Origin of the sequence: Pseudomonas sp. ICMP 561, assembly GCF_002699985.1 — a bacterium.
GTDB lineage: Bacteria > Pseudomonadota > Gammaproteobacteria > Pseudomonadales > Pseudomonadaceae > Aquipseudomonas > Aquipseudomonas quasicaspiana.
The window spans coordinates 98,327-116,280 of sequence record NZ_LKBT01000001.1 but is presented as its reverse complement, the minus strand read 5'-3'; the positions used below and the strand labels follow the sequence as shown (position 1 = coordinate 116,280).

Sequence of the window (17,954 nt, the reverse complement as noted above, 5' to 3'; positions counted from 1 at the left end):
TTCATTTCCTTGGGTCGAAAGCATCGCGGGCGGATTCGCCGATGAACACCAGCAGGCTCAACATCAGGGCCAGTACCGCGAACGCGCTGATGCCCAGCCATGGGGCTTGCAGGTTGGATTTACCTTGGGCAACCAGTTCGCCCAGTGACGGCGACCCGGCCGGAAGGCCAAAGCCAAGGAAGTCCAGCGCGGTCAGGGTACCGATGGCGCCGGTGAGGATAAACGGCATGAAGGTCATGGTCGAGACCATGGCGTTGGGCAGGATATGGCGGAACATGATCGCGCCGTTTTCCATGCCCAGTGCACGGGCTGCGCGTACATATTCCAGATTGCGCCCGCGCAGGAACTCGGCCCGCACCACATCCACAAGGCTCATCCAGGAGAACAGCAACATGATGCCCAGCAACCACCAGAAGTTGGGCTGCACGAAGCTGGCGAGGATGATCAGCAGATACAGCACCGGTAATCCGGACCAGACTTCAAGAAAGCGCTGCCCGACCAAGTCCACCCAACCGCCATAGAAACCCTGCAAGGCACCTGCGATGACACCGATGATCGAGCTAAGTATCGTCAAGGTCAGGGCAAACAGGACTGATATCCGGAACCCGTAAATCACCCGGGCCAGCACGTCTCGACCCTGGTCATCTGTGCCAAGCAGGTTTTCCGAGGAGGGCGGGGCAGGGGCCGGGACTTTCAGGTCGTAATTGATGCTCTGGTAGCTGAACGGGATCGGTGCCCACAACGTCCAGCCGCCTTTGGCTTCAAGCAGTTCCTTGATGTAGGGGCTTTTGTAGTTAGCTTCCAGGGGGAATTCGCCACCAAAGGTGGTTTCCGGATAGCGCTCCAGCACCGGGAAGTACCATGCGCCGTCGTATCGGATGGCCAGTGGTTTGTCGTTGGCGATCAGTTCCGCGCCCAGGCTCAGGACGAAAAGGATCAGGAACAGCCACAGCGACCACCAGCCGCGCTTGTTGGCCTTGAAACGCTCGAAGCGTCGACGATTCAGAGGAGACAACTTCATATCAATGTTTCCTGCTTTCGAAGTCGATGCGCGGGTCCACCAGTGTGTAAGTGATGTCCCCGATCAGTTTCACCACCAGCCCCAGCAGGGTGAAGATAAACAGCGTGCCGAACACCACGGGATAGTCGCGGTTGATGGCGGCTTCGAAACTCATCAGGCCCAGGCCGTCGAGGGAGAAAATCACTTCCACCAGCAGTGAGCCGGTGAAGAAGATGCCGATGAACGCCGACGGGAAACCGGCAATCACCAGCAGCATCGCGTTGCGGAACACGTGGCCGTAGAGCACGCGATTGTTGCTCAGGCCCTTGGCCTTGGCGGTCGTCACGTACTGCTTGCCGATCTCGTCGAGGAAGCTGTTTTTGGTCAACAGGGTCATGGTCGCGAAGTTGCCGATCACCAGCGCGGTAACTGGCAGCACCAGGTGCCAGAAATAATCGAGAATCTTGCCGCCTGCGCTCAGCTCGTCGAAATTGTTCGAGGTCAGGCCGCGCAACGGGAACCAGTCGAAGTAACTGCCTCCGGCAAACAGCACGATCAGCAGGATGGCGAACAGGAAGGCCGGGATCGCGTACCCGACGATGATTGCCGAGCTGGTCCAGACGTCGAAGTGGCTGCCATGTCGGGTGGCTTTGGCGATCCCCAGCGGGATCGACACCAGGTACATGATCAGCGTGCTCCATAACCCGAGGGAAATGGACACCGGCATCTTTTCGATGATCAGGTCGACGACCTTGGCGTCACGGAAGAAGCTGTCGCCGAAATCCAGATGGGCGTAGTTCTTGATCATGATCCACAGACGTTCCGGCGCTGACTTGTCAAAGCCGTACATCTTTTCGATTTCTTTCACCAGGGCCGGGTCGAGCCCCTGAGCTCCACGGTAGTTGGAACCGGCCACCGAGACTTCGGAGCCGCCGCCAGCGATTCGGGTGGTGGCGCCCTCGAAGCCTTCGAGCTTGGCGATCATTTGCTCTACCGGGCCACCGGGGGCTGCCTGGATAATCACAAAGTTGATCAACAGGATGCCGAACAGCGTCGGGATGATCAGCAGCAAACGTCGCAGGATATAAGCCAGCATGTCAGCGCTCCTCTTTCTCGGCGTCTGCATCGGGTACCGGCTGCTGCGGCGGTGCAGGTTTCACATCCGGTTTTACCCACCAGTTGGACAGGCCGATATCTGACAAGGCTTTCGCCTGCGGATGCGCCAGGTGGTCCCAGTAAACGATCCGCCAGCTCTTGATATGCCAGTTGGGCACCATGTAGAAGCCCCACAGCAGCACGCGGTCCAGGGCACGGGTATGGGCAATCAGGCTTTCCCGCGAGTCGGCATTGATCAGGCCGTCCACCAGCGTATCGACTGCCGGATCTTTGAGGCCCATGAAGTTGCGGCTGCCGGTGCGGTCGGCGCTGATCGAATGAAAGAACTCACGTTGCTCGTTACCTGGCGATGAAGATTGCGGGAAACTGCTGACGATCATGTCGAAGTCCCGCGAGCGCAGGCGGTTCATGTATTCGGCCACATCCACGCGGCGGATGGTCAGTTCGATACCGAGGTCCTTGAGGTTGCGCTTGTAAGGCAGCATGACCCGCTCAAAGGCAGTCTGCGCCATCAGGAACTCCAGCTTGACCGGGTTGCCTTGCGCATCGGTCATATGGTCGTCCTTGATGCGCCAGCCGGCTTCTTGCAGCAACTGATAAGCACGGCGCATTTGCGGCCGAATCATGCCGCTGCCGTCGGTGGTCGGCAGTACAAATTCATCCGTGAACACCCGATCAGGAATCTTGCCGCGCAAAGGTTCGAGCAGTTTCAGCTCCTCACCAGAGGGCAGGCCGCTGGAGGCCATTTCCGAGTTGTCGAAATAGCTTTTGGTGCGTGTATAGGAACCGTTGAACAACTGTCTGTTGGTCCACTCGAAATCGAACAGCAGGGTCAGTGCCTCGCGCACTTTCGGGTCCTGGAACACCGGGCGGCGTAAATTCATGGCGAAGCCCTGCATACCTTGCGGATTGCCGTTGGGCAGCTCTTCCTTGATCAACCGACCTTCGCGTACCGCCGGGATGTCGTAGGCGGCGGACCAGTTCTTCGCAGTGTTTTCCAGGCGGTAGTCGTATTGACCGGCTTTCAGTGCCTGCAACGCTACGTCGCTGTCGCGATAGTAGTCGTAGTTCATCACGTCGAAGTTGTACTGGCCGCGGTTGACCGGCAGGTCTTTGGCCCAGTAATCCTTCACCCGTTCGTAGCGCACCGAGCGCCCGGCTTTAACCTCGGCGACTTTGTAAGGGCCGCTGCCCAGTGGGAGTTCAAGATTGCCTTTGTTGAACTCGCGAGTGGCCCAGAAGTGCTTGGGCAGTACCGGTAGCTGGCCAAGGATCAAAGGCAACTCGCGACTGTGGTTATCCTTGAATTTGAACAGCACTCGTAGCGGGTCCTCGACGACCACCTTCTCGACACCTGCGTAATAGGCTCGGTACATCGGCGCTCCGTCCTTGATCAGGGTGTTGAAGGTGAACTCCACGTCTTCAGCACGGATGGGGTGGCCGTCATGGAAGCGCGCTTCGGGGCGCAGGTAGAAACGTACCCAGGTGTTGTCCGGCGCTTTTTCGATCTTGCCGGCGATCAGGCCGTATTCGGTCAGCGGCTCATCCAGACTTGAACGGGCCAGTGTGTCGTAGATCAGGCCAAGGTCTTCAGCGGGCGCGCCCTTGTTGATAAACGGGTTGAGGCTGTCGAAGCTGCCAAAGCCTGCCTGGCGAATGGTGCCGCCCTTGGGCGCATCTGGATTTACATAGTCAAAGTGCTTGAAGTTGGCCGGGTACTTCGGCGCTTCGTCATACAGCGTCAGGGCGTGCTGGGGCGCAGCCTGGGCGGTGCAGGCAATGCCGACCAGCAACAGGCCGCCAGCCTGCTTGAGCAGGGAACGCAACGGGTTCATTGGGTCTTCTCCAGAGGCTTTATCCACCACGCACGCAAACCCAGGGTATAGGGCGGGGTGGTGACCATGGCGAACCGGTTGCGGTACGCCAGGCGATGATTGTTCAAGTACCAGTTGGGGATCATGTAGTGCTGAGACAGCAGGACTCGATCCAGCGCGCGCGCGGCTGCCACTTGCGAGTCCCGTGTCTGCGCGGCGAGTAGTTGATTGAGCAGTCCGTCGACCACCGGACTGGCCACGCCCGCGTAATTCTTGCTGCCCTTGATGGCGGCCTGGCTGGAGTGGAAATACTGCCACTGCTCCAGGCCGGGGCTAAGGGTTTGCGTCAAGGTCATGCTGATCATTTCGAAATCGAACTGGTCCAGCCGCTGCTTGTATTGGGCACGGTCGACTGTACGTAAGCGGGCGTCAATGCCGATCCGGCGCAAGTCTTCAATAAAAGGCTGCTGGATGCGCTCAAGGCTTGGGTTGACCAGGAGGATCTCAAAGCGCATTTGCTGGTCCTTGGCGTTCACCAGTCCGTGGTCCGAAAGCTTCCAGCCTGCTTCGCCAAACAGCTTCAGCGCTTTACGCAGGGTTTCACGGGGGATGCCGCCGCCGTCGGTTTTCGACACGGTGAACGGCTGGGTGAACAGGCTTGGCGGCAATTGCTCGCGATAAGCTGATAGCAGCAACCATTCGGCACCGGTAGGCAGACCCGTCGCGGAAAATTCGCTGTTGGGGTAGTAACTCGTGGTGCGCGAATAGGCATCGCTGAACAGGGTGCGATTGGTCCATTCAAAGTTGAACATCAGCCCCAGTGCTTCACGCACCCGGGCGTCGGCGAACATGGCGCGCCGGGTATTCATGAACAGGCCCTGAGTCTGGGTCGGAATCTTGTGCTCTATCTGTGCCTTGATCACCTCGCCATTTGCTACAGCCGGGAAGTTGTAGCCTGTGGACCAGTTCTTGGCCTGATGCTCGATGTAGATGTCGAACTCGCCTGCTTTAAATGCCTCGAAGGCGACGTCGCTGTCGCGGTAGAACTCGACTTCAACCCGATCAAAGTTGTACTTGCCGCGATTGACCGGCAGATCCTTGCCCCAGTAGTCCTTCACCCTTTCGAAGACCAGTTGGCGACCGGGTTGCACCTTTGTAATCCGATAAGGCCCACTGCCCAGTGGCGGCTCGAATGTCGTGGCCTTGAAGTCACGATCTTTCCAATAGTGTTGCGGCAGCACCGGCAATTCGCCCAAACGCAGGATCAACAGGGGGTTGCCGGTGCGTTTGAAGACGAAGCGAATACGGTGGCGATTGAGAATGTCGACCCGCTGCACTTCCTGCAGGGCTGTGCGGTACTGAGGATGGCCGTCTTTGAGCAGGGTGCGATAGGAGAACGCCACGTCATAGGCCGTGATTGGCTTGCCGTCATGGAAGCGGGCTTGCGGGCGGATGTTGAAGACTACCCAACTGCGATCCTCACTGAACTCGACACTTTGCGCGATCAGGCCATAGCTTGACGTCGGTTCGTCGCCGGAAGGATCGTATTGCCCGGTGCCCACCATCAATGGCTCGTTGAGCTCATTGATGCCGTATTGCAGGAAGTTGGCCGTTGAAATCGGGCTGCTGCCCTTGAAAGTGTAAGGGTTGAGTGTGTCGAATGAACCGAAAGCCATCATTCGCAAGGTGCCACCCTTCGGCGCCTCGGGATTTACCCAGTCGAAATGCGTAAAGCTGGCTGGATACTTGAGGACACCGAACTGCGCGTAGCCATGACTCTCGCTGATGGCCGCGTAGACGGGAAAGCTCAAGGCCAGGCTGATGATGAGCAGGAAGGGACGTATCACGATCCAGACGGCTTGGGCTTTTGGGTCGTCAACAGTAACAGCTTGTATCGACAGGAAAAAGGGTTGCAGTTGAGCGAGACGTTTGCGGGGGAGATGGCCTGTGGGAGATTCTACGTTCGCCTGCAAGCTTGCTCTTGATCTCGTAGGACCGGCTTTAGCCGGGAGGGCGGTATTTTTTGGCGAAGGATGTTTCGCGGAGGTCCCGACGTCCTCCCGGCTAAAGCCGGTCCTACAGATTGCGTAGTTCTCTGGGAGGCTGGATACAGCATTGCTCACCCGCCCGGAGGGTGGTCCGAGGCGGGTAAGGGGATGCATCAATGCGGCAGATAAACAGTCAAGGTCTGGCCTGGCTTGAGTGCCGAACCGCTGCGCGGGTTCCAGCGTTTGAGATGTTGCATCTCTACGTTGAAGCGCTTGGCAACCAGGTACATCGAGTCGCCTTTCTGGATCTTGTACTGCATGGACTTCTTGTCAGCCGGTACTGCACTGGCGGTCGCCGTGCTCTTGGCTTTCACACTGTTGTCCTGCAAAACCAGCGTCTGACCGACCTTCAGGTTCTGTCCGGAAAGCTTGTTCCAGCGCTGCAGATCCTTGACGTCGACCTTGTTGGCCTTGGCGATGATTGACAGGTTTTCACCGCTCTTGACCGTGTAATTCTTGCTGCGAGCTGGTTTTTCGTTACGCGCCAGCTCTTCGAACACAGGTTTTGAAGGCGTCATGCCCGGCTGAGTCGGAATACTCAACGATTGCCCCAGACGCAAATTGTTGCTGGACAGCCCGTTGGTGCGCTTCAGCGAATCGACTGAAACCTGATAGCGGCTGGCGAGGCTGGCCAGTGTGTCGCCCTTGCGGACCCGGTACTGCTGCCAGTCCACCAACTCCTGAGGTTTCATGTTCGACAGGCTGGCGGTCAGCAATTGCGTCTTGGCCGTTGGCACCAGCAGATGTTTGGGGCCGTCGATGGTCATGCGTTTCTTGAAAGCGGGATTGAGCTGGATCAGCTCGTCTTCGTCGATGTTGGCCATCGCGGCGACCTTGGACAGGTCGACGCGCTGGTTCAGTTCCACAACGTCGAAATACGGTTCGTTGGCGATAGGATTCAGGTTTACGCCGTAGGCTTCGGGTGCAAGCACCACCTGGGACAGCGCCAGCAGCTTGGGCACGTAGTCCTTGGTTTCCTGCGGGAGGGGCAAATTCCAGTAGTCGGTTGGCAGGCCAAGCTTGTCGTTACGCTCAATCGCGCGGCTGACCGTGCCTTCACCCGCGTTATAAGCCGCCAGAGCCAGAAGCCAGTCGCCGTTGAACATGTCGTGCAGGCGCGTCAGGTAATCCAGTGCAGCAACGGTGGATGCCTGAATGTCACGGCGGCCGTCGTAGAAACTGGTTTGACGCAGATTGAAATAACGCCCGGTAGACGGGATGAACTGCCACAGACCTACTGCCTGGCTGCGAGAAACTGCCATGGGGTTGTAGGCGCTTTCGATGACCGGAAGCAGCGCCAGTTCCAGTGGCATATTGCGTTCTTCGAGGCGTTCAACGATGTAATGCATGTACAGGCTGCCGCGTTCGCCTGCGTTCTCGAGGAACGACGGGTTGTTGGCGAACCAGAGGCGTTGTTGGTCAATGCGAGGGTTAAGACCGTTGCCTTGTTGCAACTGGAAACCCTGACGCATGCGCTCCCAGACATCTTGCGGGGGCGCGAGTGGGGCAGGTTTATGAGAGAGAAAGATCGGCTTTTGCTTGATGCCCGCAGCCAGATTGGGCGTGCGGTGGCTACTGCTGGGTTCGACGTGGCTAGTGGTCTGGCAGCCTGCAAGCGTGGCGCTCACGGCTACGGCAATAGCCTGAGCTAACCGGGTCAATGCGTCTGAATTAATGGTTCTGCGTATAGATGACGACATTGGCTGGGAGATAGTTCCAGGCGAAAATGTCGGGCGATTCTAGAAACCCACCTGCCAATGGTCAACCTTTCAACGATTTTGTGCTCAAGAACGCGCTTTTTAGAACGTGTCCTTCCAAGCCCTCAAGGCAGCAAAAATCTCGCTTGGCGACCGATTATCGGTCCCGGTCCGTTCGTCTGCTTTTTGTTTAACAGATGTTTCACTGGTACGAATGAATGGGTTTGTGAGACGTTCCAGTGCCAGATTTGATGGCAGGCTGATGCGATTTTCACTTCGCCATTGCGTCACTTGCGTCAGACGCTCTGCAATATGGGTGTTGTGCGGTTCGACCGCTTGTGCGAAACGCAGATTGCTCAGTGTGTATTCGTGGGTGCAGTACACCAGTGTGTCGTCCGGCAGGTCGTTGAGACGGCCCAGCGACTGGTGCATTTGTACCGGTGTGCCCTCGAACAGGCGTCCACAGCCCGCCGCAAACAATGTGTCACCACAGAACAGCAACGGCTTCTCTGGCCTGGCGTGGTAAAACGCGATGTGGCCAAGAGTGTGACCAGGAACGAGGATGACTTCGAAATCCAGTCCAAGCACGTTGATCCGATCCTTATCGACAAGGCTGATGTCTCGCGCAGGAATGTTTTCTGTCGCTGGACCGGATACCTGGGCGCTGGTGAGCTGTTTAAGCTGCGCGACGCCCCCGACATGGTCGTGATGATGGTGAGTGATCAGGATGTCGCTCAGGGTCCAGTCCGGATGTTGCTCCAGCCATTCGATGACCGGCGCAGCGTCGCCCGGATCCACTACCGCACAGCGTTTGCTGGAAGGATCTTGTAACAACCAGATGTAGTTGTCGGTAAAAGCCGGCAGGGCATCAATCTGTATCATGGCGCAGTTCGCTTAGCTGGAAACAATAAGGCATCTTAGAGTCTGATGACGCTCGATGCGAGGATCACACATGACAGATGAAGCATTCGCGCAGGCTGATCCTGAGTGGCTGGCGCTGATCAGTTCGGCACGCGACTGGCTGTCAGGCCCGTTGGGCCAGCTTTTATTGCAGGAAGAGCGACGGATTCTGGAAGAAGAGCTCGGGCGCTTTTTTGGTGGCTATCTGGTGCACTACGGCCCTTCGGCCGAAACCCCTCCTGCGGCACACCAGGTTCAGCGCAATGTGCGCCTGGGCGCACCTCTGCCGGGCGTTGAGATTGTCTGTGAAGAGCAGGCCTGGCCGCTCAGTGAGCATGCTGCCGATGTTGTGGTCATGCAGCACGGTCTGGATTTCTGCCTGTCGCCTCACGGATTGTTACGCGAGGCGGCCAGCAGCGTGCGGCCCGGCGGGCATCTGTTGATCGTGGGTATCAACCCCTGGAGCGCCTGGGGGTTGCGGCATGTATTTGCCAAGGATGCGTTGCACAAAGCGCGCTGCATTTCCCCGTCAAGGGTCGCCGACTGGCTGAATCTGCTGGGCTTCGCACTGGAGAAGCGCCGCTTCGGGTGCTATCGTCCGCCGCTTGCTTCCGCGAGCTGGCAAGCCCGTCTTTCCGGTCTTGAGCGTCTTGGCGATGGCTGGCAAAGCCCCGGCGGTGGCTTCTATTTATTAGTTGCACGCAAGCTGGTGGTAGGATTGCGGCCTTTGCGGGAGTTACGTCGCGAGCCGATGGGCAAGCTGATCCCGCTGCCCATGGCCAAGGTCAATCGCGACACGTGCGAGCCTGAATAGCAAAGCCAACCCATTCTGGATGTTTGTAATGAGCGATACCGTTGAACTGTTCACTGATGGCGCCTGCAAGGGCAACCCCGGGCCTGGCGGCTGGGGCGCGTTGCTGGTCTGCAAGGGCGTTGAAAAGGAACTGTGGGGCGGCGAAGCCAATACCACCAATAACCGCATGGAGCTGCTGGGTGCCATTCGCGGCCTGGAAGAGCTCAAGCGTCCCTGCGAGGTTCTGCTGGTGACTGATTCGCAGTACGTGATGAAAGGCATCACCGAGTGGATGGTCAACTGGAAGAAGCGCGGCTGGAAGACGGCTGCCAAGGAGCCGGTCAAGAATGCCGATCTCTGGAAACTGCTGGATGAACAAGTCAATCGCCACACCGTGACCTGGAAATGGGTGCGTGGCCATATTGGTCACGCTGGCAACGAGCGGGCCGACCAGTTGGCTAACCGTGGTGTGGATGAAGTAAGAGGCATCAAACATGCGTAGCGTTGTACTCGACACCGAAACGACCGGTATGCCGGTCACCGATGGCCACCGGGTCATCGAGATTGGTTGCGTCGAACTGATGGGCCGTCGCCTGACCGGGCGGCATTTCCATGTTTATCTGCAACCAGACCGGGAAAGTGATGAAGGCGCTATCGGCGTCCACGGTATCACCAACGAATTTCTGGTCGGCAAGCCGCGCTTCGCAGAAGTCGCGGATGAGTTCTTCGAATTCATCAAAGGCGCGCAACTGATCATTCATAACGCGGCGTTCGACGTTGGCTTCATCAACAACGAATTTGCCTTGATCGGTCAGCAGGACAGGGCTGATATCACTCAGCACTGCACCGTGCTCGACACCTTGATGATGGCTCGCGAGCGTCACCCGGGTCAGCGCAACAGCCTCGATGCGTTGTGCAAGCGTTATGGCGTCGACAACTCCGGCCGTGAATTGCACGGCGCTTTGCTCGACTCCGAGATTCTTGCTGACGTTTATCTGACCATGACTGGCGGCCAGACCAGCCTGTCCTTGGCTGGTAACGCCAGTGACGGCAACGGGTCGGGTGAAGGTTCAGGTAATACGGCGACCGAAATTCGTCGTTTGCCAGCTGACCGTCAGCCATGCCGTGTCATCCGTGCAAGTGAAAACGACCTCGCCGAGCATGACGTGCGTATGGCGGCCATCGCCAAGGCTGCTGGTGCCCCGGCGTTGTGGGTGCAGTTGCAGGAAGCCGCAGCCGCTGCCCGACAGGCGTAACACACCGCTCGACCGATTCATTGGCAACTGAATGGACTCACGACTTTGGCTAATCCGGCACTGAGTATTCGCGTTGCAGACGAATGCTTCGAGGACTACATCCTCAACAGCGAATTCACATTCACCGTCAGTGGTTATGCGGCGGTGCAAGTGGGGCTGAGTGTTGATCAATGGCAGGTCGAAGCGGTCGAGCCCTACAGCAAAAACTATGGCATCGACTCTCAGGAGTTCTGCGACTATCGGGACGCCGCCGACAGTACGGTGATGGTTGCCTGGCTGGGCGAGCGCGCCGTCGGACACATGGTCCTGAGTCGCCACTGGAACGGTTATGCGCACGTCGATGAATTGGCTGTCGATGCATCAGCGCGCCGTCACGGTGTGGCGAGGGCATTGCTGGATGTGGCGCAGTTATGGACGCGCAAGCAGGATCTGCCAGGCATCATGCTGGAAACCCAGAACAACAACCTTGCGGCTTGCCGGTTATATGAGCGATATGGATTCGTTGTCGGTGGGGTGGATCATCTGCGATACCGCGCCATCGATCCTCAGACCCGTGAGTCCGCGATCTTCTGGTATCTGTTGTTCAGTTGACCAACCCTGTAGAACCGGGTTTAGCCGGGAGGTAGGCGTTCTGACTGCGCAGATGTTGTGGATGCAATGGTTTGATCGCAACTAAAGCTGCTCTTATCAAACAGAATGCAATCTACTGGATTGAAACGCGTTTTCTGTAGGAGCTGCCGAAGGCTGCGAAGCATCCATCCTGACACACCGCGATCGCAGCCTTCGGCAGCTCCTACAGGTCCAATGTTTGCTTCACAACAGCCCTGTGTCAGGGCACACAGCAATCCCCTGCGCATCTCAAGCGATCATAAGAACGGCGCTCGTACTATCAAGACGTACGCGTCATCGTGATGCCTGACTGGACCAACTGAAACTCATCGCCACCCAGATGGTTGACGCGGTCGCCAATCGCCAGCTTGTAGATTGAAACAGGCTCCGTGCCACTAGCTTCAGACAGTTGCTCCCGGAACTCATGCACCGAATAAACACGGCCTTCGGCATCGCGTGCATGAAATTGTCCAACCTTGATTGAAGCCATTTGCTTTGTAACCTCTGAAGATAACCGCATGTTTACTGTTGCATGCTAACACTGCGCATCGAGTGCCGGGTTCATATCCTGCATGACTCGGACAGAACGTAGTGCGCAGTGCGCAATCAAGCGAAGTAGACCGCTGTTTGGACGCGGAGTTTTCCCGCGATTAAAAAATAATCTCGGCCGGGTTTTATGCTGTTTGTGATGTTTAATGCTCTATCGCGGCAATGCAATCTGCACCTTGGCCCCGACTTGATCTATAACTAATGGCTCTTTTCATACGTTGAAGGAAATATCCATGAGTCAGGTTTACTCAATCGCCGTGGTAGTGGGCAGTCTGCGTGCTGATTCGATCAATCGGAAGATCGCACTGGCGCTCGCCGATCTGGCTCCGGCCAACCTGCAACTGAAGATCGTCGAAATCGGCGATTTGCCGCTTTATAACGAAGACATCGACACGGCTACTTCAAGCCCTGAAAGCTACACGGCGTTCCGTCAGCAAATCAGCGCGGCCGACGGCGTTCTGTTCGTGACGCCGGAATATAACCGATCGGTTCCAGGTGCTCTGAAGAATGCTATTGACGTGGGCTCGCGTCCGTACGGCAAAAGCGCCTGGAGTGGCAAGCCCGGTGCCGTGATCAGCGCTTCGCCTGGCGCCATTGGAGGGTTTGGCGCCAATCATCATTTGCGCCAGTCGCTTGTGTTCCTCAACGTGCCGTGCCTGCAACAGCCCGAAGCTTACCTGGGCAACGCCGGTTCATTTTTTGATGCGGCGGGAACCCTGTCCGAGCAGACCAGGCCTTTCCTGCAAACTTTCATCGATGCCTATGCCGCCTGGGTTGAGCAGAACCACAAGGCCTGATCCGACAGGGTTGGGCGTGCGCTGCTTTATGTACCGTCTGCAATGATTTAACCCCCGATAAGCTCCTTTGCTCTTTCAACCCATCGCCCTGTGTGGCGGTGGGTTCTCATTGCAAAAGGAACTTGTCATGTCATCTACAGATTCACCCTGGTTCTATTCCGGGTCGCTCAGTTCGCGCTTGCCGCTGGACATCGCCGATGCGCTTGAAGCCGGGCGCATCACCGACCAGCAGGCCCGGTGGCTTGAGCTACTCGTCCAGCCCGGAGACGACCAGACGGGCGCGCCGCGGGTTGACCGATTGTCCCGCGGTGACGACGGGCTGATACACGCTGAGCTGGCGGGCGCATTGTTGATCAGCGACGCCACGAATCTCGCCCCCGAGGTTTATCTGTGCAGCCCCCTCAATGGCCTAGAGAGGTTCAGCACTCGTCAGGAGCTGGTGGCCGGGTTAACGGCGCGGTTCGGTCTGCGAAGTGGCGACCCGGCACAATTCGAATACGAACAGATCGAAGGTGAGGTGTCCCGGCACCGCATGCTCTCGATCATCGATCAGCAGGCACAGCAACTTGAGCGGCTGTCCCGGTGTCTGCAGCGTTTGCCGTCACTGCGTACAGCCATTGGCGAAGCACTGAAAAGAGAGGTTGCCGCACGTTTTACAGGCTCTAAGCTCAACGTGCTCACCCATATTGCGCAGATCAGACAGGTCGGGAACGGCACACAAAAAGGGGCCATTCTTGGCACCCAGACACTCGTCGATGTGGCGATACGGGGCTTTTGTGGTACGCCTTTGATCAGCGGAATCCGACAGCAATGGCTGGATATTGAAGGCAATGAGCTGACCGGGGAAGCAGCCAGCTCATGGCAACGAGCGGTCACCAGCGTTTCAGGCTCTCTGGCTGGCGTCTATGAAAACCTTCTGGATGATTACTGGCGTACTTGGGTAGCGGACGGTATGACCCTCCGTGATGTGCTCGGTCAGGCCTTCATCGATTGTTTTCGACAGCATTTGCTGACCGCTAGACAGGGTTGTACGGTCACCGCTGCTGAATATGCCGTGCTCAAGACTCTGTGTCAGGCAGATGGACGAGTTTCAGGCCGCGCGGAAATGTCGCGGGTTTCGGTCGCGATACGCGATCAGGCACCGCTCAAGCTGGCGGGCGTCGTGATGATCGGATTCACCTCAGAGTTGCTGTCGGATATCTTCCTGTATTGCGCGAAGCGCGGGTTGCGACGGTTCAACAGCGTAGACGCGGTGGCTAAGCACTTCGCCGGTATCGAAGGCCGCACCGAAATATTCGACTACACATCGCTCGATGATGAAAAGTTATTGCGTGCTCAAGGCGCGGTTCATCTGAGGCTGGACTCGGTCAGCAACGCTCCGCTCATCAGGCTTGCCGAGTCAGTGATCGCACTGCAAAAGCGCAACCTCGCCAGTATCCTGAAATCTACCTTCAAGTCTCCAGCTCAAGCATCAGTATCCCTCGAGGTGGCGCTGGATATCCGTTATTTGATTGACCCACGTCTCGTTATTGCTGGTGAGACAAAGAAATGGAGCGAGGCGCTGGCGGGCTCAGAGCAGCTCTGGACCAGTTTCAGTTCGCCATCGAGAATCTCTGCGCTGGGTATTCAGATCCGGGATGCCAGCGAGGCCGCGCCACTGCTATGGGCAACCTATCTTCGTGATGCACGCACGCGGGTCGACAGTATTTTCGACGCTCACCCAACCGTTTCTGAGTGCGCTCGCAGACTGCTGAATCGCTATTTTTCGGTATTGCGCGGTGACGCAGCGGATGCCCAGCGCATGTGGTTCCGTGATAACGACGATAGCGTTGTGAGTTTGTCTGTGCTGCTTCTGGATCGCGTCACCGGGCATCGCGAGGCAACGTTGCCTGAAGGTTGCAAGGTTTATGTCGATCCACCTGATTCCGCTTACGCCATGCATCTGTCATGGCTGACGCCGGAGTTGCTCAATCACGTAATGGATCTTGCCCGGCAGAGCTTTGCCAAGGAGTACCTGGATCAGGTCAGGGCATTTTATGGTGCGCACTTGCGGGTACGTGGTTCCACCGTGATTTCGGCCAATGCCTCGCGTCTGATTCAGGAAGGGCTGATCAGACTTGCTTTGAGCATGCACCGCACATCGAGCGAGGTGAGTAAAAGCGGGCTGGATATGCTTGAGCAAGTACTGGACCGACCCCTGTTCAAGCTTCGTGAGCGCTTTGGTTTCGAGGCTGTCGAAGTGTCCATTCCTTACCTGATCTACGACAGTAATCAGCCACCCTTGCAACTCACCAATGTGTTCGTCCTCCAGCAGCCCCTGAATGGCGATGGCAAACCCCTGCTGTGTTCTGCGATCCTGGGTCTCAGAGAATTCGAAAGCATCACTGCTCTACAGATCGATCTCAATGCCAGGCTTGCGTATCCCGGATCCCGGGATAGATGGTTTGACCTGATAGCCGAATCCGACAAACCCAGGCTTCGGGCGTTTTTCAGCCGCAGCCCTACGCCAACCCTCACCATCAACCTGGCCAGGGTCGACGAGGACTTCATCGGGCGTCTGGTCGAGGATGAGCTGAGCAGGCAGTGTCTGGGGATTGAAGATGCCTACCGCACGGCAGTTCAATGGCAGGCTGATGCCATACTGTTGAAAAGGATGCTGATCCCTGTGGCGTCGGATGACAAGACAAGGACCGTTATTGATACATTGGCGAGTCGGCTTGAGTACACCTTGTTGAAAGGGGGGCTGCCAGACTGGTTGAGGAAGGCTTCCGAGCGCGATTTGTCAGCGTTCAGGGGGCTTATGATCCGTTTCTGGCAGCTCTACACTTCGCGACAACGGGTTGTCTCTCTTGCATCACTGGATCAATACACGGTTGAGCAGGTGCGCCTGCGCTTGCAAACGGATTTCCCCGCCGTACAGCTCGATCCAGAGCAGATATTGATCACGCTTACACATTACACACCCGCGCCAGGGGGCACGGGACAGATACCGTCTTCGATCCCGGCAGCAACCAGCAGGGTGAGCGAATCCCTGTCTGACTTCGCCATAAATCGCTTTTCCAGGTTTCAGGACGCCTCTTTGAGTGTTTCGACCAGCAGTACGACATCGCTGCCTGCGTCGCTGGATGCGCTCTATGTGCGCAATCTGGCTCGAACTCTTGATGTTGGTAGCAGTTATCAGCAATACCTGAAGGGCAAATTCAGCGAAACGTCTCCGGACTACCTCGAGCGGTTGGGCCAGTTTATCGAGCAGGCCCCATGTGCACTGTTGCTCATGGCTTTCCAGCTGAGGCTTCAGGGCAAACTGACGAATACCGCTTATAGCTTCGTCGAGAATCTCATCAATATGCCGGATGGCTTCGCCCGGCTCCCCATAGACGGGCGGAGCATCATCTTCAGCCCGTTGCAATTGGTGCCTGCCCCAGGCTATCTCCCGGATGTCGCTACCGGGATCTATCTGATCGGCCCACAAGGTCAGGATGCCGGGCCATGGATTCTGCATGTTGTTGCCAGCGTGGATTACACCTTCAAGGAATACGCCAGTCAGGCGGATTTTCTCTCCGAACTGCAGACCAGTACCGAGTTGCAGGCGTTGGTGATCGAGCGTCTGGATCCGAGCGTGCATTTCGTCTATGCGCGAGGGGGATTTCTGACACCTCACCTTTCCTGGGCCTCGGGTGGTTTTTCCGATCTGGGCGAATCCCTGCCGGGGCCTGTGCAACTGAAGGCGGAGGTTGTTCAGGAAAACTTCCTGTTAAGCCTGTTTCGGGCTGCGCAGCAGGTGATGCTGCTGATCGCCCGAAGAAACAGCATAAGCACCGCTGAGGAAGACCGCGCGCAGTGGAAACACTTGATGTTGTTGGGTGTCGAGCAGTCCTTGACGTTCTTGCCCGGCAGGGCCGGTGGGCTGGTGAGTTTATGGCAGGCGAAGGACCTATTACATTCATCCCTGGACTCGGCCAAGGATAAACAGTGGGGCGAGGCCATTGCTGAATTTGCAGCGGCTTTGCTTGTGCTGATTACCACCGGCCAACAACTGAATGAAGGCTCGGCGCAACTTCAGGAGAATGACAGCGATCCCGATGATTGGTCCGAACACCAGTGGAACGACCCACAAATGCAACTGGATCTGGAAGTCCTTTTGCGACAGTTTGAGGTGCATGATGTTTCTCTGAGTCAGCTGGAGAAAGACAATGCACTGCATATTTTCAGAAACCCTCTCACCGGCAAGCAATACGCCGCAGTCTCAGGCAACGTTTATCAGGTCAGAAGCGAAGCCGACGGCTGGCACGTCATTGCAGACGAAAAAGAGGGGCCGCGGATTACGCTTGATGGCCAGCAACAGTGGGGGTTTGGAACGGGCATTGGCAGACGGCTTAACGGCGGTGCGCTGACTCGACTCAAGACCAATGTCATTGACTACAACGTCGAAGACGTTTTTGTAGTAGAAGCTCGAGGGGTGGGCGAGATTCAGCGCCTGTATCCGCTGAAGTCTACACAATTGGTTGAAGCCCATCGGCAGGCCAGGGTCTATCTGAGGAACGCCCTTGATAACCTGACGTTACGTTCCCCCAGTCGTTTCCTTGACCCTCGTGTCGAGCGCATATTCAAGGATTTCTTCGGGGTGAGGGCTTTAAGTAACTCGCTGGTCGTTCCGGTGAAACTGGCAATCTCTGATATTTATCGACTTCTGCTTGACCCCACGCTTTCCCCGCATTCATCGCAACGATATGTAGTAGGTACCAACAAGCTCGAGTCCCGGGATGTCACAGCATTCACTTACACCGATGATCCGCTGAAACGAGTGTTTTTAAGTGAGCGTTTTTTCGCCACTCCTTTTGCGCGACTCAAGTCAGCGCAGTCGAGGTTGGGTGGCTTTAATGTCGGCGCGCATTTTCGTGCTACGGCGTTGATTCATGAACTTTCCCACATTGCCGGGAAAACAGAAGACATCGCCTACCTGGACTCAGAGAGGCCGTATCTGGACCTGCTTGAGGATACGGGCGAGTACCGGGTGCGTATGAAAAGGGAGCAAACCAGAGCCCAGAACAAACTTTCACATCTGGCCGTTCGAGATGATCTGTTCAAAGTGGAGGACAAGAACGGCGTCTGGCGCGACCTCAAGACCGCCGACGGCGGAGCCAAGGCAAAGGTGCTGAAATTGACTGACGCCCCCAACCTTGACGCTGCACGAGACATATTCCTTGACGATGCGCTGATACGCGCCGAGGTGATAATGGCCAATGCCGATTCCGTGGCCTTGCTGGTGACACTGCTGGGGCGTGAACGGTTTTGACTCGGTGACTTAACCTGATGATGGGGTGGGACCGGCTTTAGCCGGGAAGAGGTCCTGATAGTCACCAAAAAATTGATTG

General features: G+C 57.0%; 13 protein-coding genes. 6 read left to right on the top strand and 7 right to left on the bottom strand.

The window, feature by feature from the left end:
- Position 1 precedes the first annotated feature (1 nt).
- From AO242_RS00505 to gloB, 6 genes are all read right to left on the bottom strand, one after another.
- Positions 2-1,021 (bottom strand): ABC transporter permease, encoded by a 1,020-nt coding sequence (locus AO242_RS00505; protein ID WP_099267269.1) that lies wholly within the window; start codon positions 1,019-1,021, stop codon positions 2-4.
- Between the two features lies 1 nt (position 1,022).
- Positions 1,023-2,096: a microcin C ABC transporter permease YejB gene (locus AO242_RS00500; RefSeq protein WP_027902843.1), complete on the bottom strand. Its 1,074-nt coding sequence runs from the start codon at positions 2,094-2,096 to the stop codon at positions 1,023-1,025.
- 1 nt (position 2,097) lies between these two features.
- On the bottom strand, positions 2,098-3,951 hold the full coding sequence (locus AO242_RS00495; protein WP_099267268.1) for an extracellular solute-binding protein: 1,854 nt from the start codon (positions 3,949-3,951) through the stop codon (positions 2,098-2,100).
- Positions 3,948-5,777 (bottom strand): extracellular solute-binding protein, encoded by a 1,830-nt coding sequence (locus AO242_RS00490; protein WP_099267509.1) that lies wholly within the window; start codon positions 5,775-5,777, stop codon positions 3,948-3,950. The genes AO242_RS00495 and AO242_RS00490 overlap by 4 nt, the downstream gene beginning before the upstream one ends.
- Before the next feature lie 314 nt (positions 5,778-6,091).
- Positions 6,092-7,678 carry a lytic transglycosylase domain-containing protein gene (locus AO242_RS00485; protein WP_099267267.1) on the bottom strand — a complete coding sequence of 529 codons (1,587 nt, stop codon included), beginning with the start codon at positions 7,676-7,678 and terminating at the stop codon, positions 6,092-6,094.
- Positions 7,679-7,777: 99 nt separating this feature from the next.
- Positions 7,778-8,557, bottom strand: coding sequence for a hydroxyacylglutathione hydrolase (gloB, locus tag AO242_RS00480; RefSeq protein WP_099267266.1), 780 nt, complete (start codon positions 8,555-8,557; stop codon positions 7,778-7,780).
- A gap of 70 nt (positions 8,558-8,627) precedes the next feature.
- Here gloB and AO242_RS00475 point away from each other — a divergent pair, with 70 nt between their 5' ends.
- The 4 genes from AO242_RS00475 to AO242_RS00460 are packed head-to-tail and all read left to right on the top strand — an operon-like array spanning position 8,628 to position 11,215.
- Positions 8,628-9,389, top strand: a complete 762-nt coding sequence (locus tag AO242_RS00475; RefSeq protein WP_027902838.1) for a class I SAM-dependent methyltransferase — start codon at positions 8,628-8,630, stop codon at positions 9,387-9,389.
- Positions 9,390-9,417: 28 nt separating this feature from the next.
- The gene (rnhA, locus tag AO242_RS00470) at positions 9,418-9,870 is read left to right on the top strand and encodes a ribonuclease HI (RefSeq protein WP_027902837.1); all 453 of its coding nucleotides are present in this window, start codon (positions 9,418-9,420) and stop codon (positions 9,868-9,870) included.
- Positions 9,863-10,624, top strand: a complete 762-nt coding sequence (dnaQ, locus tag AO242_RS00465; RefSeq protein ID WP_095099470.1) for a DNA polymerase III subunit epsilon — start codon at positions 9,863-9,865, stop codon at positions 10,622-10,624. The genes rnhA and dnaQ overlap by 8 nt, the downstream gene beginning before the upstream one ends.
- Positions 10,625-10,669: 45 nt before the next feature.
- Positions 10,670-11,215, top strand: coding sequence for a GNAT family N-acetyltransferase (locus AO242_RS00460; protein WP_099267265.1), 546 nt, complete (start codon positions 10,670-10,672; stop codon positions 11,213-11,215).
- 298 nt (positions 11,216-11,513) lie between these two features.
- Here AO242_RS00460 and AO242_RS00455 read toward each other — a convergent pair whose 3' ends face one another.
- The gene (locus AO242_RS00455) at positions 11,514-11,723 is read right to left on the bottom strand and encodes a hypothetical protein (protein WP_027902834.1); all 210 of its coding nucleotides are present in this window, start codon (positions 11,721-11,723) and stop codon (positions 11,514-11,516) included.
- A 292-nt stretch (positions 11,724-12,015) separates the two neighbouring features.
- Here AO242_RS00455 and AO242_RS00450 point away from each other — a divergent pair, with 292 nt between their 5' ends.
- Positions 12,016-12,579, top strand: a complete 564-nt coding sequence (locus AO242_RS00450; protein WP_099267264.1) for an NADPH-dependent FMN reductase — start codon at positions 12,016-12,018, stop codon at positions 12,577-12,579.
- Between the two features lie 127 nt (positions 12,580-12,706).
- Positions 12,707-17,875, top strand: a complete 5,169-nt coding sequence (locus tag AO242_RS00445) for a dermonecrotic toxin domain-containing protein (protein WP_099267263.1) — start codon at positions 12,707-12,709, stop codon at positions 17,873-17,875.
- Positions 17,876-17,954: the final 79 nt, after the last annotated feature.